Raw genomic sequence first — 23,430 nt, 5'->3', positions numbered from 1 at the left:
AATTTTCAATAGTTTTAAGTAATAAAACCAAACATCCCGGTTCTTATGAAATCTTTAAATACCGAAGTTCTCGCCTATTTAATTTCAGGAATTGCAATTCTGGCGTTCACTTTTAGTGTTGTTTTCTTTATCCTGAAAAAGTTGGGTAAAGACCCGGGGAATGTGCTTCCTGTAAATTTTGCTAAAAGAGTAAGGGTACCCCTTCTTATCTTTATCGCTTCACTGTTAATGCAAATAGCAGTAATAGGCAATATCTTCAGATACGACACCACTTCAAAGATCGTAGGGCACCTAAGTATAATTGGGCTTATCCTTAGTATTACCTGGTTCCTGATCAGGATCCTTAAAGTTTTTAAAGCCCGAATGTTGAGAAGGTATGATGTCTCTACAAAAGACAATCTACGGGCAAGAAAGGTATATACCCAGTTTATGGTGCTGGAGAATATCATCATTTTTATCCTGGTCATTCTGGCTTTAGGAATAGCATTAATGAGCTTTGAAAGTATTCGGCCCATTGGCGTTAGCCTGCTAACTTCTGCCGGGATCGCAGGGATCATCATTGGTTTGGCAGCACAAAAAGCCATAGGAACCCTGCTTGCCGGGATCCAGATAGCCATTACGCAGCCAATAAGGCTTGACGATGTGGTGATTGTTGAAGGGGAATGGGGCCGTATTGAAGAAATCACCCTAACTTACGTGATCGTAAAAGTCTGGGACCAGCGAAGGCTTGTTGTACCCACAACCTATTTTATTGAAAACCCATTTCAGAACTGGACCAGGACATCTTCAGATATTCTGGGCACGGTCTATATCTATACCGATTATGAGGTTTCCTTTCAAAAATTAAGGGAAGAACTTACCAGGTTACTGGAGAGCACTCCCCTATGGGATAAACGGGTAAACGTTTTACAGGTTACCGATGCCACCGATAAATCTATCGAGATTAGAGCACTTGTTAGCGCCAAAGATTCCCCAACAGCCTGGGACCTTCGGGTCTTTATCAGGGAGAAACTCTTAGACTTTTTAAAGGAGAATTATCCCGAGAGCCTGCCAAGAACACGCATTAGTATTGAAAATGACAACTCTCCTAAAAATACCTGATCGCACTTTCTTCTGAAGCCATTCCCTTACTGAAATTAGCGGCAGTTTCTATTAATGCCAGGTGCGAATATGCCTGTGGGAAATTCCCCAGTAATCGCTTGGTCTTAAAGTCTATATCTTCGCTAAACAAGCCTAAGTGATTGCTATAAGAAAGCAGCCTGTCGAACATTTTCTTCGCCTTTTCCCGCTCCCCTATTTTAAAGAGGCTGTCAATAAGCCAGAACGTACAGATGGTAAAAGAAGATGAAGGTTCCCCAAAATCATCCTTGTTCTTATAGCGATACATCAACCCGTCTACGCAAAGTTCTCTTTCAGTAGCCTGGACTGTACTTATAAACCTTGGATCTTCAGCTTCAATAAACCCGTAATTCTCCATTAGCAAGGTAGAAGCATCCAGGTCCTTTGAGCCATAGGATTGGGTGTATGCCTGCATCTCTTCATTCCAGCCATTCTTATAGATATCATTGTAGATCTCGGCTCTAAGGGCTTTCCAGTGGGTGTCATTAATTCCGCGTCGCAGGATCTCCCCTATCTTGATAGCCCTGTCTATGGCCACCCAGCAGAGCAATTTGGAGAAAACAAAATGCCTGTCTTCGGTGCGCAGCTCCCAGATCCCTTTATCGGGTTCGTGCCAGTTCTCTTGAACTATCTTAACGATCCCCCGGGTAATAGTCCAAAGTTCCTCACTGTTCTCCAGGGAAGTCTCAAACTGTAGGAATTGCTGATAGATGACCTCCATCAAAATTCCGTAAATATCGTTCTGTTTCTGTATATATGCCGCATTCCCGGTCCTCACAGGATAGGAGTTCTTATACCCATCCAGGTGATCAAGAATATGCTCTGTAAGCTCCTTCTCTCCGTTTATCCCGTACATAATCTGGATCTTCTCATCCTTGTTCGGGATAATATCAATGATAAACTGCAAATAATCCTTCGCCGATTTGGTATGTCCCAGGCCTGCCATTACCTTGATCACCATAGAGGCATCTCTCACCCAGCAAAAACGATAATCCCAGTTCCTCTCTTCGCCTATGGTTTCTGGAAGCGAGGTGGTGGCGGCAGCAAGCACGGCGCCGGATTTTTCAAAGCTAAGCACCTTAAGTACCAGTGCGCTACGCATAATTTGTTCACTGTAATGCGTATAGCGGGTGGTCTTTTCACTCCAGTTCATCCAATAGGTCTTGGTACGCTGAAATTTCAGGTAAGACCGGTCAAGGCTTTGAGGGATAAGTTTTTCGTGATATCCCATCAATAAATACTGATTTCCGGTGAGCGCTATCTCTTTCTGCTCCATTATATCCTGCATTTCAAATGAAGAATAAAGGAAGAGGGAGTCATATTTTCCTTCTTTAGTAAAACTCTTTATGTAATTTCCCTTGTTCTCATTATAGGTCTTTTCACGGCCAAACTCGAGCTTTGGGTCATATTTTACGCGAAGCTTAGGTTCTCCCTTAATATGCCGAAGAAACCTGGCAAGATCTGGCGGGGCATAAAAAGACCCGTCATCGCGCTGATATCTCGGCATAAAATCTATAAGCTGAAATGCATCCTTTCCATTATCGAAAACCGTGCTTACAATATTGGTCTCCCAAAGATACTCCTGGGTGATCTCATAATCGTCACTAACAAGGATCTCAAAACTTCCGCCTTTCTTTTCATCAAGGATCTTTGCAAATACCGCAGAAGAATCAAAATTAGGCAGGCAACACCATTCAATAGCCCCATATTTCGATACAAGTGCCGCTGTTTTACAGTTTCCAATTATCCCGTAATCTAAATTGTCCATATTATCTTAAAGTTCTTTTAAAAGGATGGTGTTGTGAAATCATTTTCGGAAATTTAATAAAAAACAAACTCGCGGCAACAGCATTTAGAATTAATTATGAGTAAAACCATTATAATATCCAACCGATTACCTCTTCAGATTTCACTAGAAAATGACGATTTAAAAGTAAGCCCCAGCGTAGGTGGCCTGGCTACCGGACTAAAATCCTTTCACCGCGACGGAGACAGTATCTGGATTGGATGGACCGGTCTTACCGAAGAGGAAATACCAGAGCACCTGAAAGAAGATGTAAAGGAAAAGGCGAAAGAAGAAGCCTGTATTTCGGTGAATCTTAACCAGGAAGAATTAGACGGTTTCTATTATGGTTTTAGCAATCGTACCATCTGGCCCTTGTTCCATTACTTTATGGAATTTACCGAAGCCGATAAAGAGCACTGGGAAACCTATAAACGGGTGAACCAGAAATATGCCGATATCATTCTTGAGCATTATGAAGATGGAGACCATATTTGGGTTCACGATTACCAGCTGCTGTTGGTGCCCAATATGATAAGGGAACAGCAACCCGATGCCATTATCGGGTTCTTCAACCATATTCCGTTCCCTTCCTATGAAGTTTTCAGAACGCTGCCCTGGAGGGAAGAAGTTCTGAAGGGAATGCTCGGTGCCGACCTTATCGGTTTTCATACCTACGATTATGAAAGACACTTCCTGAGTTCTGTGAGCCGTATTCTTAGACACCAGGTAGATTTTAATGAAGTGGCCCTTCCGGACAGGATCGTGAAAGTAGATTCTTTCCCTATGGGTATAGATTATAATAAATTTGAAAGCGCGGCTCTTAATCATTTCGAGAATACCGCCGAAGAGCAATCTGAACTACAAAGAAGGCTCGACCATCACCTGGAAGCTACGCCAGATGCCAAGCTTATTTTAAGTATAGACCGGCTGGATTATACCAAGGGGATCGCGAACCGCCTTAGAGCCTTCGAATATTTTCTGGACAACTCCCCCCGGTACATCGAGAAAATTCGTTTGGTAATGCTGGCCGTTCCCTCGCGTTCCAATGTGCCTCAATACCAGAGACTAAAAAGAGAGATCGACGAACTTGTAGGCCGTATCAACGGAAAGTTCTCGACGGTTAGCTGGACGCCTATCTGGTACTTCTACAGGTCTATGCCTTTTGAAAATCTTATAGACCTTTATACTTCCTGCGATATCGCCCTGCTAACCCCTATCAGGGACGGGATGAATCTCGTGGCCAAAGAATATGTGGCCACCAGGACCAATCATACCGGAGTGCTTATTTTGAGTGAAATGGCCGGAGCTGCCCAGGAGATGAATGAAGCACTGATTATAAACCCTAATAATTTTGACCAGATAGCCGGAGCCATAGAACAAGCGATCAATATGCCCGAAGAAGAACAGATGCAACGAATGAAAATGCTTCAGAAAAGACTGAAGCGTTACAGCGTAGAGAAATGGGCACAGGACTTTATGAAGACGCTAAGGAATACGAAGGCGAACAGAGATTCCTTTAAATCCATCCGCATTAACAGCGAAGTGAGCGAAACGCTGATGGAAGAGTATAGTAAAGCAAACAGGCGAGTACTCTTCCTCGATTACGACGGCACCCTGGTCAATTTTACTGATAAGCCTGAACATGCAAGTCCCGATGAGGAATTAAAGGAAATGATAAAGACTCTGCATAACCAGGAAGGAACAGACGTGGTTCTTATAAGCGGAAGGGATAAAGACACCCTTGGAGACTGGTGGAAAGAGACAAAGGTAGAACTCATTTCTGAACACGGGGTATGGATGCGCAAATCTGATAAGGACTGGCATCTTGCCGAGAATGTAAGAAGTGACTGGATGGGAGCCGTGAGACCGGTGATCGAGAATTTCGTAGACCGCACCCCGGGAACTTTTATAGAAGAAAAGAATTATTCCCTGGCCTGGCATTTCAGAAAAGCCGACCCTGAATTAGGAGAAATAAGAGCCAATGAGCTTTCTAATGTACTGAAGGAACTTATCTCCAACCACGGCTTAAGTGTACTGGAAGGAAACAAGGTCCTGGAGATCAAGAGCAGCGGTGTGAATAAAGGAAAGGCCTCAAATAAAAAACTGGTAGATACTCAATATGATTTTATTTTCGCCATTGGAGACGACTGGACCGATGAATATATGTTCAGGGAACTACCCGAAGAAGCCTATACCGTAAAAGTTGGGATCAAGAAAACCAGTGCCAGGTTTTACGTGGAAGACACCAAAAGAGTAAGGGAAATTCTGCAGAAATTTATCGAAAACGGATAAGTGTTAAAATCCTTGACATTTCAAGATAAAGTTTAATTCAACCTTAACTACGCATCTATGGCCACAGGCTTAATTCTGAGTACTTTTATACTATAAAAATTTACGAACCAAATTACTAAAACTAGAAGTATGAAATCAGGAAAATTGTTGTTAGGATTACTATCAGGAGCAGCTGCAGGAGCAGCAGTAGGATTACTATTTGCCCCTAAAAAAGGAGCAGATACACGTAGGGCGATTTCACAAACAGGAGATGACTATCTACAGGGTGCTAAAGGTAGGTTCAATGAATTTTCAGATTCCCTAAATCACAAAGTTGAAGCACTAAAATCTAAGACCAAAGCAAACCTTGCTAGTTCAAAATCTAAGGAAAAAGCTCACGAAGCTAAAGCTGAAATTCACAATATGAAAGCCAGCTAATCCATAAAATTGACCATTATTAAAAGTATTAAGCCTTGCTATTTGCAGGGCTTTTTTTATGCCTGATATTGAAATTGTTCTTTCCGTAAAACTTTCAGTAAATTAGGGAGCTCAATTAAACCCCTCAATAATGAACAATACCTATTTCCCATTATTTTTATTTTTCAGCATAATCTTTATTTCCCAACCAGCGGTTTCTCAGGATACAGATCAGAGACTGTACGAAATTATAGACAGGGTCTCGGCGGACAGCATTGAACACGACATTAGAAAACTTGCCGGCTTCGGAACCAGGAACACCTTCAGCGATACTGTTTCAGACATCCGCGGAATTGGTGCTGCCAGAAGATGGATAAAATCTGAATTTGAGGAGATCTCAAAAAACTGCGAATCCTGCCTGGACGTATTTTACCAGAAACAATTTGTAACTACCGAAGAAAGCGAGAGAGTTCCTAAGGACGCCTGGGTAGTTAACGTAGTCGCTGTCCAGAAAGGAACAAAATATCCAGACCGCTATATCATTATGAGCGGAGATATAGATTCCCGTGCCAGTAACACAATGGATTTCACCACTGATGCTCCGGGTGCAAACGATAATGCCAGCGGAATGGCCGGTACGATGGAAGCTGCAAGAGTGCTTTCCAATTACGAATTTGAAAGCAGCATTGTGTATGTGGGGCTTTCAGGAGAAGAACAGGGCCTTTTCGGAGGTCAGGGCCTGGCGAAATATGCTAAGGAAAACAACTGGAATATTATAGGCATTCTGAATAACGATATGATCGGGAATATTGAAGGAGTAGACGGGGTAATAGACAATCGCACATTCAGGATCTTTTCTGAACCCGTGCCTCCTACCGAAACCGAGGAGGAAAGACGTATGCGAAGATATTATGGTGGCGAAGTAGACGGTATTTCACGTCAGCTTGCAAGATATATACATAAGACCACTGAAACCTATATGCCTGAAATGAACCCGATGATGATCTATCGCCTGGACAGGTTTGGGCGCGGAGGTCATCACAGACCCTTCAATGACCTGGGATTTGCCGGAGTAAGAATTATGGAAGCCCACGAAAATTATAACAGGCAACACCAGGATATTAGAACCGAAAATGGCATTAAGTACGGAGATGTTGTAGAAGGCGTGAATTTTGATTACGCCAAAAAACTTACGGCTGTAAACGCCATCAATCTGGCCAGCCTTGCCTGGGCTCCCCCTGCTCCTAAGAATGTTGAGATTGGCGGAGTTGTAGAGCCTTCTGCGAAATTACGCTGGGAGAAAGTTGAGGGCGATATTGCCGGGTATAAGATCTACTGGCGGGAAACAACAGCACCGCAGTGGCAGTATTCAAGGTTCGTAGGAGATGTAAATGAATTCACCCTGGAAGGGATCGTGATAGATAATTACTTTTTCGGGGTTTCGGCTGTTGGAAGGAACGGCCACGAAAGCGTGGTGGTTTTCCCTTCCGGCGTTTTCAGATAGCATTGGAAAAACAAATACTTATAAAAAAAGCCGGAATTAATTCCGGCTTTTTTTAGTCTATCAGGGAAAGCTGTACTCTTTTTTGTTCCAGATCTACACTGAGAACCATAACCTCAACTTCCTGGTTCAGTTTCACAATGCTGTTGACATCACTCACGAACTGATTGGCAAGTTTGGAAATATGCACCAGCCCCCTTTCCTTAATTCCTATATCCACAAAACATCCAAAATTCGTGATATTGTTCACTATTCCGGGTAACCTCATCCCGGGCTTCAGGTCTTCAATAGCTTTTACCGAAGGATCAAATTCAAACTGTTTTAAGGCTTTTCTTGGGTCAGCGCCGGGTTTTTTGAGCTCTTTTACGATGTCCTTAAGACTGATAAGCCCTGTTTGGTCGTCTGTATATTTCTCCAACTCAAGGCTATCGAGGACTGTATCATTTGCGATGAGATCACTGACTTTCAGCCCCTGGTCTTTCGCGATCTTTTTCACCACCGGATAACTTTCAGGATGTACGGCAGAATCGTCCAGTGGGTTTTTTCCATCCTTAATTCTCAGGAAACCGGCCGACTGTTCAAAAGCCTTGGCTCCCAGGCGGGGAACTTTTAGCAATTCCTGCCTGTCCGGAAAATTCCTTTGTTCATTTCGGTATTCCACGATATTCTGTGCCAGCGCAGGCCCGATTCCCGAAACATAAGACAATAGTTCTTTCCCGGCCGTATTAAGGTTCACTCCAATCCGGTTCACGCAACTGGCCACAACCATATCCAGTTTTGCCTTTAGTTTAGTCTGGTCTACCTCGTGCTGGTACTGCCCTACTCCTATGGCTTTCGGGTCTATCTTTACCAGTTCTGAAAGCGGATCGCTTAATCGTCTTCCGATGGAAACAGCCCCACGAACAGTAATATCATATTCGGGAAATTCTTCCCGTGCCACTTTGGAAGCTGAATATACTGAAGCTCCGGCTTCGTTAACAATAAAGACAGCCAGGTCACGATCGAACCTTATATTCTTTATAAAACTTTCGGTTTCACGGGAAGCAGTTCCGTTCCCTATGGCAATCGCCTCAATATCGTAAGCATTTACCAGCGACTTTACTTTTTTCGAAGCCATTGCCACTTCTTTTTGAGGTGGGTGCGGGTAAATAGTCTCGTTGTACAGTAGCTTACCCCTTTCATCCAGACACACCAGCTTACAACCGGACTTAAAGCCGGGATCCAGGGCCAGGATGCGTTTCTCTCCAAGAGGAGCAGCCATTAGTAACTGCTCCAGATTAGCTGCAAACACCCCTATGGCATCATCATCGGCCTTTTCCTTCGCCTCATTCAGGATCTCCGTATCAAAGGACGGCTTTATAAGCCGTTTAAAGGAATCTTCTATGGCAGCGGTGATCACCGGAGCCATAGAACTATGTGGCTGCTTTAAAACTATACCTGAGATGATATCAAAAGCCTTCTGCTTTTCTACTTCCAGTTTAATGCGTAGAAAACCTTCCTTTTCCGCCCTGTGAATGGCCAGGAAACGATGCGAAGCGATCCTTTTTACCGGTTCACTCCAGTCAAAGTACTGTTTATATTTTACGGCTTCCGGCTTTTCTGCTTCGGTTTTAACTTTCTTAGCATTAATAACTGCTGTACTCCTGAACAGCCGGCGTATCTTATTACGCACGGCTCCGTTCTCACTTATCCATTCAGCTATAATATGCTGTGCCCCTTCCAGGGCTGCCTCTGCAGAACTAATCTCTCCTTTTACAAATCGATGGGCGGCCTGTTGGATATTCCCGGAATTCTGGGCCATTATGATCTTGGCCAAAGGTTCCAGTCCTGCCTGACGGGCAGCCTCGGCTTTTGTCTTTCTCTTTTTTTTGAAAGGCAGATAAAGGTCTTCAAGCTGAATTAAGCTTGGTGCAGCCTCAATCTTTGCCTGAAGATCCTCAGTTAGTGCTTCCTGTTCTTTAATAGCCTTCAGGATGCTCTCTTTCCTTTTTTCAAGATCGTTGTAAAGCTTTAGCAGGCCTGAGATCTTTTCGATCTCCGTTTCATCCATATTACCGGTGTGTTCTTTTCGATAACGGGCAATAAAAGGGATGCTCGCATCATCTTTCAGAAGGTCTAGGGTATTTTTAAGGTGTTTTTCCGATGCCCTTATCTGGGGCTTTATAAATTCAAGTAATTGCAATGCTTAATTTTTTGAAATACAAATATACCTTCCGCATAACAGAATACGGAAGCGATAAATTAAAATTCTGATGAACCAGGCTTAAATAATATCTATGGTTTTGGAATGCAGAATGGCTTTTTCGCTATGATTAAAATAACAGGTGGAGACCTCCAGGCTTTCAATGTTCTTAAGCACTTTCTTGATCTTTTTCTTCTTTCCTTTATTGGTTTGCCTGATGTAAACCGCACGCACACTTTTTGGAAAGATCTTGCATATTCTCTCATAGATATATGGATCCTTTTGAGAATCATCACCAATCAGGACATATTTAATATTTGGATAAAATGAAATAATATCCTTGATCTTTTCGAACTTATGGTCGTGGCTTCCTCTTCCCGTAAACAGAAAATCAGAAATCCCGGTCTTGATCTTTTTCAGTTTGATCACTGCCTTCGGAAGGTCGTGAAGCTGTGCAAATTCATTGATAAAATCATATAGGTTCCATTCGCTGCTGGAGACATAAAAAAAGGAATTAAAAGCCTCATCCTTTTCCTGGCCATAGGTGCTCAAAGCCCTGTAATGGGGTACCACATCATCAAAGACCTTGCGTTTATTGATGTTCTTGAGCAACATCACATAAAGCTTTTTAAAGAAATTATCGCTGTGAGAGATCAGGAAAGTATCATCTATATCTGAAATTATCCCGTACCGGCTTTCAAAAGGTTTCAGGACCTCTCCTTTTTCAATAATCCCATAATCCTTCAGCTTGCAAACAATTTCATACTCGTGCCAGCCGCTGGGGAGACTTTCCTTGTAAGGAATACTGAATCGGAAATAGCCGTCATTAAGGGTCTTGGTATGCACTTCCATACCTTTAAAGTTAAGGCTCACCCTAACATTAGGCAGCGGTGAGATCCTAAACATATTTATAATGGAAAAAGCGTGCTTTATTCCCCTACGATCTATGCGGTACTTATCTGGTGCCCAGGATTTAAAAACGTGGCCATAAACTACAAGCTCCTGATCGTTCAAATACCCACGGTATAATTTTAAATCAAGTTTCAAATTATTTTAATTTTCTTCTAAGAATTTATTCGTTCCAAAATAAGTAATTTTGGACATACACTAAAGTTATGGAGAAAATTAAAGGCTTTTTATTGATCGTGAATCCTATTTCGGGAGGAATGAATAAAAAACATTTAATTAATGAGATTGAAGAAGAATTAGACGATGAAAAACATCCTCTTGAGATCTATTACACACAAGGGGTGAACGATAAGGAAAATATTCAAAATCTTATTGAAGATATCAACCCGGGCCGCGTGCTGGTAGCAGGAGGTGACGGAACCATTAAGATCGCTGCCGAAGCCGTTGGGGATCGCGACATTCCCCTGGGAATTATTCCTGCCGGTTCTGCCAACGGGCTTGCAGTTAACCTGGGGCTTCCTAAAAACATACGGGAACAGATACATACCGCTTTAGGCGAGCATTTTATGGAGACAGACATCCTCGATATTAACGGAGAGTCCTGTTTGCATATGAGCGACCTGGGGATCAATGCCGAACTGATCCAGAATTACGAGCACTCTCCTATTAGGGGGAAAGTTGGGTATATGCTGCAGTCTATTCCTACCCTCATAAAAAGCAAATATCCTTTCGAATTTAAAATAGAGACCCAGGAAGGAGTAATCAAAAGAGAAGGGATTTTACTGGCCTTTGCCAACGCCAGCAAATATGGTACGGGCTCTATGGTTAACCCTGAAGGCAAAATGAATGACGGAATCTTCGAGGTGCTTGTCTTTAAACATTTCGATTTCTTCCAGATCCTGAACACACTAAGAGATGATGCCAAACTCGATTCAGATTTTATTGAGATCATCCCAACCAAATGGGCTAAAGTGAGCTGTGAGACCCCGGTAGCATTTCAGATAGATGGAGAATATATGGGAGAATCAAAGAATATTGATGTCAAAATTCTTCCTAAAAAAATAAAGATCGCCGTTCCGGAAAAATAATCTACTTTTCAACCGGTAAAAAGATTTCGGCCCTCCACTCCCTGGAGTTATTATCGATCTTGGGATTATCATAAAAGATTTCCATAGGAAGACCTTCGGTTTTGTAGCCATACTGATCGGCCAGGTACAAAGCATCAAACCAGGCAATATGCGAAAGACGGTAATTTCCGTTAAAAATAAGCTTTAGAGAGCGTTGAGAAGGATACCGTTTAAGTTCCAGGTCCCCCGTTTCCTTAAGGCCTGTTATATCAGCTACAGGGAAACAGAAATCAAAGTCTATCACATCCATTTCCCTGTCCCATTTTGTGATCTTTAAGAACGGAAAGCCTTTAAGCTTAAGATCGTTCGCCAGAAAATAATTTTCTAAACGCGAAATGGTCCCCATCATTTCTCCTGCTTTTTGGGTAAGAGGAATACCCTTGGAAATACTGCAAATACACTCCATCTCGGGAGAATCTTCTAATTCATTCTCCGGGGTAATCCTGTAGGCCGATTGATGTTCATTAAGCTCTTTCTTAAATGCCAGAACATGCTGCTTAATACTATCCAAAAAAGGGCTGTTCTGGAAGGGGTTTACAATATCCCATCGGTTGGCCAGCTGATCCTTTTTTGAAACCAAGTTAAGGGTAAGCGCCGTAATGGTATCATTCACCTTTTCGAGCTCCCATTTAAATTCTATAAATTCAGAACTATCAACCTTAAGCCGCTGCGTCAGGGATTCAAAGGGTTCTTTATCAACGAGCCTGATCTTTTCAGAAGAGCCTGGATTACTAAAGTGCTCCCAGCCTGAAAGTTCATAGAATACCGCACCGGGGCCATATCTGGCGGTCGTCTGGAACTGGTAATCATATTTCTTAATAAACAGATACCAGGTAAGCGCTGATGCTGCAATGACCAGAATAAAAAGAAGGAATTTCCTCATAGGTTATTTGGACGCCAGGTCATCAGAAGATTCGGTCAACTGTAGGTTATTTACTACAAAATGACCTAAGTCCTGACCTTGCTTTAATCCTACCTCAATTGCTGCGCGATAATGAATCCCTCCATAAAGCCTGCTGTTGGCTGCCTCTCTGGAAGCTTCCTTGAACGAATTGAAGTTCCTTACCGGAAGCCCGTAAGCTACTTCGGTATCATCCTTAAAGCTGAAATTATCACCAAAAATGTCGGTAAGGGCTATTGCCGCAGCTCCTGAAACTACCGAATGTCCACTGGTATATTCAGGGAACGGCGGAGTTTGTAATACCGGAGACCAGTTCTCATCTATATATTTATTGATAAGTGTTTCGGGACGTACCAAATTACTGCGGTATTTCTCATCCCAGCAGCTTATAAAACCGTCGGCAATGGCTATGGAAGTTTTAGTATAGGCATATACGGTCTTATCAAAATCTGCATTATCCTTTCTACAGGCAATCTTGGTGATCCCTATCCAGTGCCCGCCCGGAGTTATCTTTTTGGTAGCAAACATCAAATGCCCCTTTTGTGTGGAAACATAAGGGTTACAATCCCAGAATTTAGCGATCTCCAGCTTTTCACTCTTATCCCCTAATTGATTTATCTCACGTTTTACCTCGTAAACTTCCATCAGCTCTTCGTAGAACTTCGAACCCGGTTCCATTGAGAATTCGGGTGGCGGTATAGGTTTAAACTGATTTGCTTTATTAATTACGAACGGCCTGATCTTGCTCCAGTGTGGTTCAATTCCGTCCATATAGGAAGGCGGAGTAGGTTGCCATCTGCTCTCATCATCGGTATAAAGCGAAAACTTAGGCATAGTCCTGGTTTCGGCATAATTATCCTTACTCATCCAGTTCTTAATATGTGCTGCTACTTCAAGACCGTAATCCCTGGACTTCTTAAAGCTTTCAGGGTTTTGCTTTTCCCAGTTCTTAAAAATACTATCCCTGAATTTTCCAAAACGCTCTTCTGAAAAGATCAGCTTTTGACCAATTTCATAGAAAGCCACAACAGAAGCTACCCTTGTATTAAGCCCTGTAGTGTCTTTTGGTTTAGGCACAGGCTTCAATTCCTTAAGCTGGCCAGACAAGGTCTTATATTCAGGATTCCCGGCTCTCATTGCCTCATAAGCCGCAATATTGGAATAGGCATAAATCCTGCTTGCCACAGGAGGAGAAAAGATATCGTGCACCTGAATCTCAGTAAGCTTATCTACGGCCTTATGATAATCTTCAGCCGAAACTTCAATCGGTTTATCGCTTTCACATCCTAAAAGAATGATGAGCATCAAGCTTAAACCAAACATTTTATTCAAAAATCTCATCTCGTAATTTTATTTTATATATAGACGGTTTCTTATCATTTAAAAAGACGATCAGGTATTTATTCCCCGCAATCTCAATAAATTTTATCTCATTCACTGCCTTTCCGGTTAGATCCATTCCATAATCTGAAGAAACTTTTATTTCTTTTTCAGAGAAGATCAATGCTCCCGGAAAAGCTCCAAAAGCCCCGTGATATGGAGTGACTCCAAAGTAGTTGCCACCTAAGACGGCAGTTCCTCCTGAATTATTAATTCCATCTGCCACTAATATAGTATTTATAGGAGCAAATTGTAAATTTTTGTTAAAAGGAATAAAGTTAAAATTCCCGTTCTCGTTCTTAAGATAACCCGATTCCAGGGTGGTTACCTCCATTCTTACTGTGTTTTCAAGCATTTCATTTCCAAAGATTCCTTCCACGTCTTTACCTGCAAATTCCTCATACTTTGGAAACTTCTTCTTTAGGAAATTCATTTGCGAAACCAGTTCATCAAGCCCGGCAAAAGTGTAATATTTCCCGTTGTTTTTCTTAGCCAGGATGGTCTCTGTAGAGCCATTTTGGTCAACATCTCCGTAGTACATTCGCAACGGTGATTTTGGCGATGCCTGAAATTTTGAGTTTGTTCCCCAATTGCCCAACAAATAATCCCTGTCTCCGTCATCATCTATATCAAAAGCTTCTATGTTCTGCCATAAACCTGATAGCTTTTGGATATTTTCTGAAGTGATTTCGTTAAGTATTCCTCTATTGTTTTTAAAGATCTTTGGGGACATCCACTCCCCAACCAGGATAAGTTCGGGGAATCCGTCTTTGTCCATATCATCCCAGGTCACATCGGTGATCATCCCGGGTTTCTTTAATTCGGGATTGGTTGAAATTTCGAATTTTCCGCCGGTATTCTCCAGCAGAAAGGACTCCGGAATTTTACCAAAATTGCCTGCAATGGCATAACCCCCAATAAAAACATCCAGGTCCCCATCCTTATCAAAATCGGCAGGTTTAATTACTCCTGCACTGCTGTAATACTCAGGAAGCTGATTTTTTTTCCATTTCCCACCATCATTAACCCATAAAGCATCTTTCAACACCCCAGATTCACCGTTGTATTCTCCGCCGCCGGTCACGTAAAAAATATCATTCAGTCCGTCTCCGTTAAAATCGGCAATACTAACATCGGTTATCTCCAGGCTTCTGGTCTCTTCCAAAAACTTAAGTTTCGCTTTTCTAAACCCGCTTCCGGTCTGAAAGAAAACTTCAGATTCACTTCCTCTGGAGTTCCCTATGAAAATATCATCGAGACCATCATTATTAATATCCCCCACGGCTGCTGAAGGCATTTTATCTGAGATCCTGTAAGGAATGAGCTTCTGACGGTCAAAATCATTATAGGCATTCTCCCTGTGTTTATAATCAAACCCGGGGATACTGTCTACTTTGGTGAATAGATCACCCCCTTTATTTTTCAAGATTTCTGAAGAATTTTTCTTTGCATCTCCCGAAGGGGACAAAACAAGACTTTGATTGGTCCTGATATCGTACATTTTTTCAGATCGTTGATCAGGCCAGATGATCAATAGCGAATCTACCTTTGAAGTTTTTCCGTAACCAAAATGGATTATAGCCTCACTGGAAGATTGAAATCCTTTGCTTGTAAAAAGCTGTTGGTACTGCAGGGTCCCGTTATGGTAGGAATAAACCTTGGTCCCCAGGGCATCAGGATTAGATCCCTGCTGCTTGAACCTGATTTTAAGATAGTTGGAACCGGGAGAAGCCGAATTTTTATAAATAGCGGCATAAGAATTAAGGTTGTTGGTCACCAGATCCAGATCTCCATCATTATCCAGGTCTCCATAAGCACTGCCATTGGAAGAAGAATTCTCTGCCTTCACCCATTCTCTTGAAGTATCAGTGAACTGAAGGTCCTGTGCGCCTTTAAAAAAATAATTAGGCACCTCTCCCTCAGGCATAATCTTCAGAGCTTCCCTGTCAATAAACTCAGAATTCGGGTTATTTTGAATGATCTGATTATTGGAAATGTATTTGATATAATCTAGATCATTAGGTCTTTTGGCAATTCCGTTAGAAATGAAAAGGTCTTTTTCACCATCCATATCATAATCGCCAAACAGCGCAGACCAGCTCCAGTCGGTAGCTGCGATCCCGCTTAATAAAGCGATCTCCTGAAAGTTTTCTCCGGCATTGTTCAGTTGTAACATATTCCGGCTAAACTGCCTGTGATAGCCGTATTTCATCCTCAGTTCAAGGATCTTAATATCTTCATCCCCCACCGAACTTTTAAGGGCTTTTTCATCTTCCGGGAGCATATCCAGACTTAGCAGGTCAGGATAACCATCGTGGTTGATATCAGCCACATCACTCCCCATAGAAAAGCGACTCACCTGAACCATTTTTTGGTGCAGGGTCTCCCTGAAAGTCCCGTCACCATTATTCATATACAGATAATCATCTTCGTGAAAATCGTTGCTTATGTAGATGTCGGTAAAACCGTCATTATTGAAATCGGCCGTGGCAAGGCCAAGCCCATAGGCGTTCGGGCCTCCAAAGATCCCAGCCTGCTCGCTGACGTCTGTAAATTTCCCGTCGGCAAATTCAAAAAGCTTATCTCCGCTTTTCTCATTGCGTCTTTCCCTGATATCTGCCGGACCGAAGGCGTCTTCGGTATGCACAGCGTGATTCAGTACATAAAGATCCAGGTCTCCGTCATTATCATAATCGAAAAAAGCAGCCGAAGTGCCGTAATTTTCAAGGTCAACCCCATATTCAGAAGCTCTGTCCGTAAAGGTTCCGTCGCCGTTATTAATAAAGAGCTCGTTTTTGCCTTTAAGCCCCTGCACTCCGCTTACCGCCAGCATATAAATGTCCAAAAAGCCATCGGCATTCACATCAGCCATTGTCACCCCGTTACTCCAATCCGCTTTGCCCGCAATACCGGCCTTATCTGAAATATCTTCAAATTTAAGGCCTCCCTTGTTCAGATATAAGCGATTGGATTCCTGGTTAGCTGTAAAAAAAATATCCGGTAAGTCATCGTTATTAATATCGCCAATAGCAACACCTCCCCCATTATAGAAATAGAGATAATCAAGGATATTCATCGAGTCGGTCTCGGTGAGCCTGTTCTGAAAATCCACACCGGTCTTTTCAGGCTTTAGTCGCTCAAACAAATAGGAAGTATGCTCCTCATCTTCCTTTTCCGGCTTCTCTTCAGCACAGGAATTGAAAAGGAGAAGTAAGACAACAGTATAAACGCCCGAAAATCTATTCATTGCGCTTAAATAATTTTGGTTTAGCATCGGTAATTCCTGCAAGCAGGTATTCTCTGCCCTGGCTGTCTTTTAACCATTTTAAGGCTTTTACCTCACCTTCCAGCATCAAGCCTGTTTCAGCTGAATTAGCCACTTTAAATCCTTCTTTCCCGTTAAGAAGAATGGTGCCGAAATTAGCGTCCATTCGGCCGAACTGGGGTTTCAGAGAGTAGTTGTTCCCGGCAATAACAAGATCAGCCTCCCCGTCCTTATTAAAGTCGCCAGAATTGATGCTGCAAATACAGGAAAACTGGGCTGCACCCGGTAAAGCTTTCAGGTCAAAACCTGCATTCCCGTCATTATAGGCTACTATACTTTCAAAATTAGTGATCTCATTTACTTCAGCTTTGTCCAGTACATCAGGACTAAAAAGCTCCTGTATGCTCTTATCGGCATATTCGCTGAATTTCAGGTTTTGCTTCTTAATAGATACGATCTGCCCTGCCAGCTCCCTTTTCGTATGTAAAGGTATGTCCCTGCCATCCACAGATTTGGTGAACACTTGTTCTATAGTTCCATTCAGGTCGAAATCGGCCACGAACATTTTAGCCGGAGCCTCTTTTGAGGCCTGAAAACTGGCATTACGGCCCCGGTTCCCAAATACAAGGTCTGTTTTGCCGTCATTGTTCAGGTCCTTGGCGAAAACGGCATTATACATTCCCGGATATTCTGAAAGTTGATTTTGCTGTAGCCTGAACTTATCACCTTCATTTATAAAGACCTTAGGGCTCATCCATTCCCCTACTAAAGTCAGATCTGGCTTATTGTCCCCGTTCAGATCGGTAAAAACAGCATCGGTCACCATCCCGATATTCCGCATTTCAGGAGCGGCTTCCTTAGTGATATTTTTAAAATGTCCTTTTCCGTTGTTTTCAAGCAAAAGGCTTGAAACCTTAAGACCATAAATTCCGGGAACAGTATACGCGCCCATAAACATATCTATATCCCCGTCATTATCGAAATCTGAAGTTTCAATATTTGAGATATTATTAGGAGAAAAGGCTATCACCTCATAATCGCTGAAATTCATATTCCCCTGATTCATATATACCCGGAGGCCTGTTCTTGCATTTTTAAAGTTCCCCCCGGAAGTGACCAGAAGATCGAGATCGCCATCCCCGTCTATATCTGCAAACTCGGCATCGGTATCTTCAAATTCTTCCCCACCGTTAAATTTAATATTGGTAAGTTTTCCCGGTGTTTTCTGAAGATAGATACGGCCGGAACTTCCAAAGGCCGCTCCCACATAAACATCGTCATTCCCATCTGCATCCAGATCGGCAACGGCAATCGCCGGACCTTCCCGGGACTGCATCTTAGGGATCAGGCCTTCGTAATCGAAATCTACGTGCTGGTCTTCTTCATTTTCCTGAAAATCTACAGCTACTTCTTCAAACCAGGCAAGCTTATCTTTCTCTCCAAGCCTGGCAGGAGTTGAGGCCTCTTCCTGTCTTAATTCCAGCACCTCATTGATTTCGGGGTCGTGTAAAACAGTCATCCTTTTATTGGGATAGACCACTCTTAAAGAATCTATCTTCTTTTTATCACCCAGTCCAATTGTCATTTCATAATCTACTGAAGACTGAAAACCACGGGTAGGGATCAGTTCCTGTCGAATAATCTCGTCCCCAAGGTATATATCCACGATACTTCCAATAGCCTTGGTGTTCCCTGACTCCCCCTCAAGACTTAATTTAATATAGTTCCTTCCTAGCTTTTCGGTATTGTTTCGGTAAACGAAGGCAGGCATATTAAAGTTATTGACCAACAGGTCCAGATCTCCATCATTATCAAGGTCGGCATAAGCCGAACCATTGGAAAAACCAGGATGTCCAAGTCCCCATTCTTCGGTAACCTTCTTAAACGCAAGATCTTTCCCATTCTTGAGGGCATAATTAGGAATAGGCGTGGAAGGCATTTTATTGATCACATTATCGATCTCTTCCTTTTTACCCGTGATACTCATGTTCTGGATGATATCATTGGCGAAGAAATCCATAAAATCGTTATTGGTAAGATCGTGGTAGATCCCGTTACTCACAAAAATATCACGGTAACCGTCATTATCCATATCAAACAACAGAGCTCCCCAACTCCAGTCGGTTTTAGCCACACCGCTATAATGGGCAATTTCAGAAAAGGTCCCGTCGCCGTTATTCAGCTGCAGGGTATTCTGCATATACTGATTATAGAAATCGCGACTTTTCTTAAGCTGATGCAGATCGTAGCGCTCATAATCTCCGGTTTCCTTAAGGCGTTTATCTTCTTCAGGAAGCATATCGGTTACAAAGATCTCCGGACGCCCGTCATTATTAATATCGGCCATATCTGCTCCCATAGAAGACAGGCTCAGGTGCTGCATATATTTCTTGATCTCTTCCTTAAAGGTCCCGTCTCCCTGGTTGATATACAAATAGTCCCTTTCGTAAAAGTCATTGGAAACATAGATATCAGGCATATAATCATTATTAATATCCCCTATGGTTACCCCAAGCCCAAAACCTATCAGGCTACCATAAATACCCGCTTCCTCACTAACATCGGTAAATTTTCCATTGTCATTGCGCATTAGTTTGTCCCCGCCACCTTTAAGGGCATCAGGGATATCCCAGTCTTCACTTCTCACTTCGCGCTTGTTTACGTAACCAAGACTGCTTACCGGAATAAAGCTATTATTCAAGAGATAGGCGTCAAGGTCTCCGTCTCCGTCATAATCAAAAAATGCGGCGTGTGTTCCAAAACCGCTGTCATCAAGATTATATTCTTCGGCCTTCTCGGTAAAGGTGAGATCTCCGTTATTGATAAAAAGTTCATTCTTTTTGTCATCTCCCTCAAGGTTTCCTGCATTACACACGTAAATATCAAGAAGGCCATCGGCATTGATATCGACCATAGTGACCCCGGTAGACCAGGATCTGCTGCCTTCAACTCCGGATTTTGATGTGATATCCTCAAATTTGAAATTTCCTTTATTCAGGTAAAGTTTATTTTTTCCCCGATTGGCAGTAAAATAAACTTCGGGCAAGCCATCATTATTAAGGTCTCCAACTCCTACGCCTCCTCCGTTATAAAAATTCCGATAATTGAAAATATTGAAATCTTTCTCATTTTCAACCTGGTTAATGAAACCGATGCCTGTGGAATCGGAGTTCATTTCGGTGAAAAGAGTATCTTTCTTTTCCTTAATTACCGGCTCCTCTTTATCGCCGGTACAGGAAATTCCCAATAAGACGATGAGAAGTATTATTAGTCTTTTAATCATTTGTTATGGGGTGTTTTACAAACTGTACATTTCCATTATTAATTCCGAAGACAAGATAAGTTTCTCCCCGGACGCTAATTTCATCTATGGCCTTAACGGCTCCTTTTATATAAAGTTCCTTTTCGTTATAGTTCTCAAAATTTCCGTTTCCCGTATTTCTAAGTATTAGCCCGTAACCGGCATCCTGCCTTCCCAACTGGGTATTAATATGATAGTTATTCCCGGCAAGGATCAAATCCTTTAATCCGTCTGAATCAATATCTGTAGCCAGTATGGAGTGAACCGGAGAAAACTGGACTTCAGCGGGCAGGCTCTTCTTTTCGAAATTAAAATTTCCCTTGTTTTCGAAATAAGAGGTTTCAAGACTCATCACTTTCTTCACTTCTGCCTGTTTAATTTTCTCCTCCGAAAAATAATCATCAAAATCTGCCTTTGCGAATTCGGTATAAGATAGAAATGACTTATTAAGCATAGGCAGTTGTTTCGCCAATTCATCTTTTGTGGCTAGCGGGGTTTCCCTTCCCTGGTAAAAATAAGTAAGCACAGGATCGGTCTTTCCATTCTCATCAAAATCCTCCAGGTACAACTGAAGCGGCTCTTGTTTTGAAGCTTTCAGCCTGCTGTTAAGGCCCCAGTTTCCCGCAATGAGGTCCAGGTCTCCATCATTATCAAAATCGGCGATTTCGATGGCATTCCACCAGCCTTCAGTATCTTTAAGCTCTTTTTTCTGAAAACTTCCTTTCCCGTCATTTATCAAAAATGTAACAGGCATATAGTGGCCGGCAAGAATAATATCAGGAAGCTCATCATTGTTAAGATCAGCTATTTTCGCATCGTAGATCATCCCAGCCTCCCTGAGAACCGGTTTTAATTTCTCGTCTTGTTCGAAGTTGCCAGTGGTATCATTCATTAAAATTACAGCCACTTGAGACCTGCCATAACTTCCAAAACCAGAATTGCTGCCTATAAAAATATCAGGATAGCCGTCATTATTAAAGTCTGCGGTCTTACATACCGAAGCATTTATATTCAATTCCGGTAAGCCCGAGCTCTTTTCCAGCTTTCCATTCCGGTTAAGGAACAGATCGGGCCCATTATTATTCCGGTTTCCAGGATCGCTGCCACCGTAAACCACTAAGAGGTCCGGATATCCGTCGGAATCTGCATCAAAAAACACCTGATCTACGGGTTCTTTATTGCCGGAATCCAGGCCGGCCTGCTTTGAAAGCTTCATTTTCCCGGAATTATTCTGCAACCATAACTTTCCGGGTTCAAATTTATCCCCCGAAATATATAGGTCTTCCAGACCATCCCGGTTAAAATCCAGAACAGATAAGGATGGTCCAAGATTGGATTGCGAGTAAGGAATAAGCGGTTCATACAGAAAGTCCTTGAAGGAGTATTCCTTATGCCTTTGAGAAACACCTAATTTCTGAGTGGCAGGTTCCGGAGAGTCATTCTTCCAATCGATCTTTTTCCCGGCATTCTTATACTGAACCGTAATACGCTGATTAGAAGAAAGCCTTTTTAAAGTCTCCATCCTGCCATCCGGCCAGATAATCTGAACAGAATCTACTACTTCCGATTTTCCCAGTCCAAAATGAAGTTCGGGTGGTACAGCCGAAAGAAAACCCCGGGTAGGATAATTTTCCATTGTTTGTACTTCCTGGGCCTGATAAACCTTTACCCGGCCTCCTATTCCAAAAGGATTCTTTTCAGTTCCTTCAAAGGAAATGTTTAGAAAATTCAAACTATCCTGCTGCCTGCTTAAATTCTCATAAACAAAAGCATTTTGATTTACATTATTGGTCACAAGATCCAGGTCGCCGTCATTATCAAGATCTGCATATAAAGCCCCGTTACTGAAAGAGGCCTGCCCCTGAACCCATTCCTCATTCTTCTTCTCAAACTGAAGTCCGCCTTTATTCTTAAAAAAATAATTAAATGTTTTCTTTTCTGGAATCTCTTCAATGATTTTCAGGTCCTGGTCCGTCATTCCCTTACTTAGCCGTTGCTGGATCTTCTCGTTGGCAATAAAGCTTATATAGTCCATATCGTTGGTTGCCCCCAGGATTCCGTTAGAGACAAAAAGATCCTTCAGTCCGTCATTATCAAGATCGGCGAATAATGGGGCCCAGCTCCACTCGGTTGCCGCCACTCCCGAGATCTGACCAATTTCGCTAAAATGCGCATTCCCCCGATTCAGCTGAAGGGCATTCTGCATATATTGTGGAGCATAGCCCTTGTTCAGGTAGTTATGATAGATCTGGTAGGCATAATCGGTTCCCGAAGCCTTATAAGTGGTCAGGTCTTCAGGCAGCATATCGAGGCTGATAATATCCTGATTTCCGTCGTTATTAAAATCTGAAATATCCACTCCCATTGTGTAATGGGAGGTGTGACCAATTCCGCTATCTTCAGCAGAAACCAGGTCCCTGAAAGTCCCGTCCTGTTGGTTTATGTAGAAGTAATCATTTTCAAAGAAATCGTTCCCCACGTAAATATCCGGATACCCGTCATTATTCATATCACCTACGGCCAGTCCCAAACCGTAACCAATCTTACTGCTATAGATCCCGGACGATTGAGATACGTTGGTGAATTTCCCGTTATCATTCCTGTAAAGCCGATCGCCGTAAATGCTGTCGGTCTCCTTTCTCAAACTGCCAACCCCGTAATTGGAATTGGGGTGCACTGAATGGTTCATTAGGAACATATCAAGGTCGCCATCCAGGTCATAATCAAAAAATACCGACTGGGTAGATAGACCTTTAAAATCAAGATTGTACTGTTTTGATTCCTCTTTAAATTTTGGCAAACCTTTTTCAGAAACTCCCTGGTTCACATAAAGCCTGTTATGCCCCTGCAAACTTTTGTAATTCCCAACCTCACAAACATAGATATCCAGCAGGCCATCATTATTGATATCGACAACGGTCACGCCTGTGGACCATCCGGAACTCCCGGAAAAACCAGCTTCTGAAGAGACGTCTTCAAATTTAAGCCTGCCTTTATTCAGGAAAAGCTGATCTTCAGCCTGGTTAGAGGCAAAGTAAAGATCGGTAAGACCATCATTATTGAAATCGGCAGCGGCAACTCCTGCTCCGTTATAGAAATACAGATAGTTCAGGATACTGAGATCTTTTGAAGAAGTGATCCCGTTTTTAAAAGCGATTCCGGACGCTTCAGGTTTCAGAATCTGAAATCTGTAAGAGCCGTCGGATTCCCCCTTCTTACCTTCTTTTTTCTTATCAGAACAGGAAGCAAGAAGCAGCAAAATTAGTAGGGT

13 protein-coding genes are annotated in these 23,430 nt (G+C 42.5%); 5 read left to right on the top strand and 8 right to left on the bottom strand.

Features of this window, described 5'->3' with window-relative positions:
* Positions 1–45 precede the first annotated feature (45 nt).
* Positions 46–1,101, top strand: coding sequence for a mechanosensitive ion channel family protein (locus ACFQ3Q_RS07970; protein WP_380744625.1), 1,056 nt, complete (start codon positions 46–48; stop codon positions 1,099–1,101).
* Here ACFQ3Q_RS07970 and ACFQ3Q_RS07965 read toward each other — a convergent pair.
* Positions 1,088–2,887 (bottom strand): glycoside hydrolase family 15 protein, encoded by a 1,800-nt coding sequence (locus ACFQ3Q_RS07965; protein WP_380744623.1) that lies wholly within the window; start codon positions 2,885–2,887, stop codon positions 1,088–1,090. The two genes, ACFQ3Q_RS07970 and ACFQ3Q_RS07965, sit on opposite strands and share 14 nt — an antisense overlap.
* A gap of 96 nt (positions 2,888–2,983) precedes the next feature.
* Here ACFQ3Q_RS07965 and ACFQ3Q_RS07960 point away from each other — a divergent pair, with 96 nt between their 5' ends.
* From ACFQ3Q_RS07960 to ACFQ3Q_RS07950, 3 genes are all read left to right on the top strand, one after another.
* A complete protein-coding gene (locus ACFQ3Q_RS07960; RefSeq protein WP_380744621.1) occupies positions 2,984–5,197 on the top strand; it encodes a bifunctional alpha,alpha-trehalose-phosphate synthase (UDP-forming)/trehalose-phosphatase in 2,214 nt (737 codons plus the stop codon).
* A gap of 129 nt (positions 5,198–5,326) precedes the next feature.
* Positions 5,327–5,614: a YtxH domain-containing protein gene (locus tag ACFQ3Q_RS07955; protein WP_380744619.1), complete on the top strand. Its 288-nt coding sequence runs from the start codon at positions 5,327–5,329 to the stop codon at positions 5,612–5,614.
* A gap of 130 nt (positions 5,615–5,744) precedes the next feature.
* The gene (locus ACFQ3Q_RS07950) at positions 5,745–7,097 is read left to right on the top strand and encodes a M28 family metallopeptidase (RefSeq protein WP_380744618.1); all 1,353 of its coding nucleotides are present in this window, start codon (positions 5,745–5,747) and stop codon (positions 7,095–7,097) included.
* A 52-nt stretch (positions 7,098–7,149) separates the two neighbouring features.
* Here ACFQ3Q_RS07950 and ACFQ3Q_RS07945 read toward each other — a convergent pair whose 3' ends face one another.
* Complete coding sequence (locus tag ACFQ3Q_RS07945) at positions 7,150–9,276, bottom strand: Tex family protein (RefSeq protein ID WP_380744616.1); 2,127 nt, start codon at positions 9,274–9,276, stop codon at positions 7,150–7,152.
* A gap of 81 nt (positions 9,277–9,357) precedes the next feature.
* On the bottom strand, positions 9,358–10,323 hold the full coding sequence (locus tag ACFQ3Q_RS07940) for an App1 family protein (RefSeq protein ID WP_380744614.1): 966 nt from the start codon (positions 10,321–10,323) through the stop codon (positions 9,358–9,360).
* Between the two features lie 68 nt (positions 10,324–10,391).
* Between ACFQ3Q_RS07940 and ACFQ3Q_RS07935 the strand changes: the two genes are divergently transcribed.
* Positions 10,392–11,273 (top strand): diacylglycerol/lipid kinase family protein, encoded by an 882-nt coding sequence (locus ACFQ3Q_RS07935; RefSeq protein ID WP_380744613.1) that lies wholly within the window; start codon positions 10,392–10,394, stop codon positions 11,271–11,273.
* A gap of 1 nt (position 11,274) precedes the next feature.
* Here ACFQ3Q_RS07935 and ACFQ3Q_RS07930 read toward each other — a convergent pair whose 3' ends face one another.
* Genes ACFQ3Q_RS07930 through ACFQ3Q_RS07910 form a run of 5 tightly spaced genes read right to left on the bottom strand, consistent with a single transcriptional unit; the run spans position 11,275 to position 23,418 of the window.
* Positions 11,275–12,195: a GyrI-like domain-containing protein gene (locus ACFQ3Q_RS07930; RefSeq protein WP_380744611.1), complete on the bottom strand. Its 921-nt coding sequence runs from the start codon at positions 12,193–12,195 to the stop codon at positions 11,275–11,277.
* Between the two features lie 3 nt (positions 12,196–12,198).
* Positions 12,199–13,554 carry a vanadium-dependent haloperoxidase gene (locus ACFQ3Q_RS07925; RefSeq protein WP_380744609.1) on the bottom strand — a complete coding sequence of 452 codons (1,356 nt, stop codon included), beginning with the start codon at positions 13,552–13,554 and terminating at the stop codon, positions 12,199–12,201.
* Positions 13,538–16,840: a VCBS repeat-containing protein gene (locus ACFQ3Q_RS07920; protein ID WP_380744607.1), complete on the bottom strand. Its 3,303-nt coding sequence runs from the start codon at positions 16,838–16,840 to the stop codon at positions 13,538–13,540. Before ACFQ3Q_RS07920 ends, ACFQ3Q_RS07925 begins: the two co-directional genes overlap by 17 nt.
* Complete coding sequence (locus tag ACFQ3Q_RS07915; protein ID WP_380744605.1) at positions 16,833–20,141, bottom strand: FG-GAP-like repeat-containing protein; 3,309 nt, start codon at positions 20,139–20,141, stop codon at positions 16,833–16,835. The genes ACFQ3Q_RS07920 and ACFQ3Q_RS07915 overlap by 8 nt, the downstream gene beginning before the upstream one ends.
* The gene (locus tag ACFQ3Q_RS07910) at positions 20,134–23,418 is read right to left on the bottom strand and encodes a VCBS repeat-containing protein (RefSeq protein WP_380744603.1); all 3,285 of its coding nucleotides are present in this window, start codon (positions 23,416–23,418) and stop codon (positions 20,134–20,136) included. The genes ACFQ3Q_RS07915 and ACFQ3Q_RS07910 overlap by 8 nt, the downstream gene beginning before the upstream one ends.
* Positions 23,419–23,430 lie beyond the last annotated feature (12 nt).

The sequence above is a fragment of the Salegentibacter chungangensis genome (genome assembly GCF_042678405.1).
Classification (GTDB): domain Bacteria; phylum Bacteroidota; class Bacteroidia; order Flavobacteriales; family Flavobacteriaceae; genus Salegentibacter_A; species Salegentibacter_A chungangensis.
Note: the sequence above shows the minus strand (reverse complement) of the source record. Positions and strands in the feature narration are given on the sequence as shown.

What these genes read in the sequence shown, in the direction of transcription:
- ACFQ3Q_RS07955 (WP_380744619.1), top strand. Translation starts at nt 5,327, where the DNA reads ATGAAATCAGGAAAATTGTTGTTAGGATTACTATCAGGAGCAGCTGCA.
- ACFQ3Q_RS07915 (WP_380744605.1), bottom strand. Translation starts at nt 20,141, where the DNA reads ATGATTAAAAGACTAATAATACTTCTCATCGTCTTATTGGGAATTTCC.
- ACFQ3Q_RS07935 (WP_380744613.1), top strand. Translation starts at nt 10,392, where the DNA reads ATGGAGAAAATTAAAGGCTTTTTATTGATCGTGAATCCTATTTCGGGA.
- ACFQ3Q_RS07960 (WP_380744621.1), top strand. Translation starts at nt 2,984, where the DNA reads ATGAGTAAAACCATTATAATATCCAACCGATTACCTCTTCAGATTTCA.
- ACFQ3Q_RS07920 (WP_380744607.1), bottom strand. Translation starts at nt 16,840, where the DNA reads ATGAATAGATTTTCGGGCGTTTATACTGTTGTCTTACTTCTCCTTTTC.
- ACFQ3Q_RS07970 (WP_380744625.1), top strand. Translation starts at nt 46, where the DNA reads ATGAAATCTTTAAATACCGAAGTTCTCGCCTATTTAATTTCAGGAATT.
- ACFQ3Q_RS07950 (WP_380744618.1), top strand. Translation starts at nt 5,745, where the DNA reads ATGAACAATACCTATTTCCCATTATTTTTATTTTTCAGCATAATCTTT.
- ACFQ3Q_RS07930 (WP_380744611.1), bottom strand. Translation starts at nt 12,195, where the DNA reads ATGAGGAAATTCCTTCTTTTTATTCTGGTCATTGCAGCATCAGCGCTT.
- ACFQ3Q_RS07965 (WP_380744623.1), bottom strand. Translation starts at nt 2,887, where the DNA reads ATGGACAATTTAGATTACGGGATAATTGGAAACTGTAAAACAGCGGCA.
- ACFQ3Q_RS07925 (WP_380744609.1), bottom strand. Translation starts at nt 13,554, where the DNA reads ATGAGATTTTTGAATAAAATGTTTGGTTTAAGCTTGATGCTCATCATT.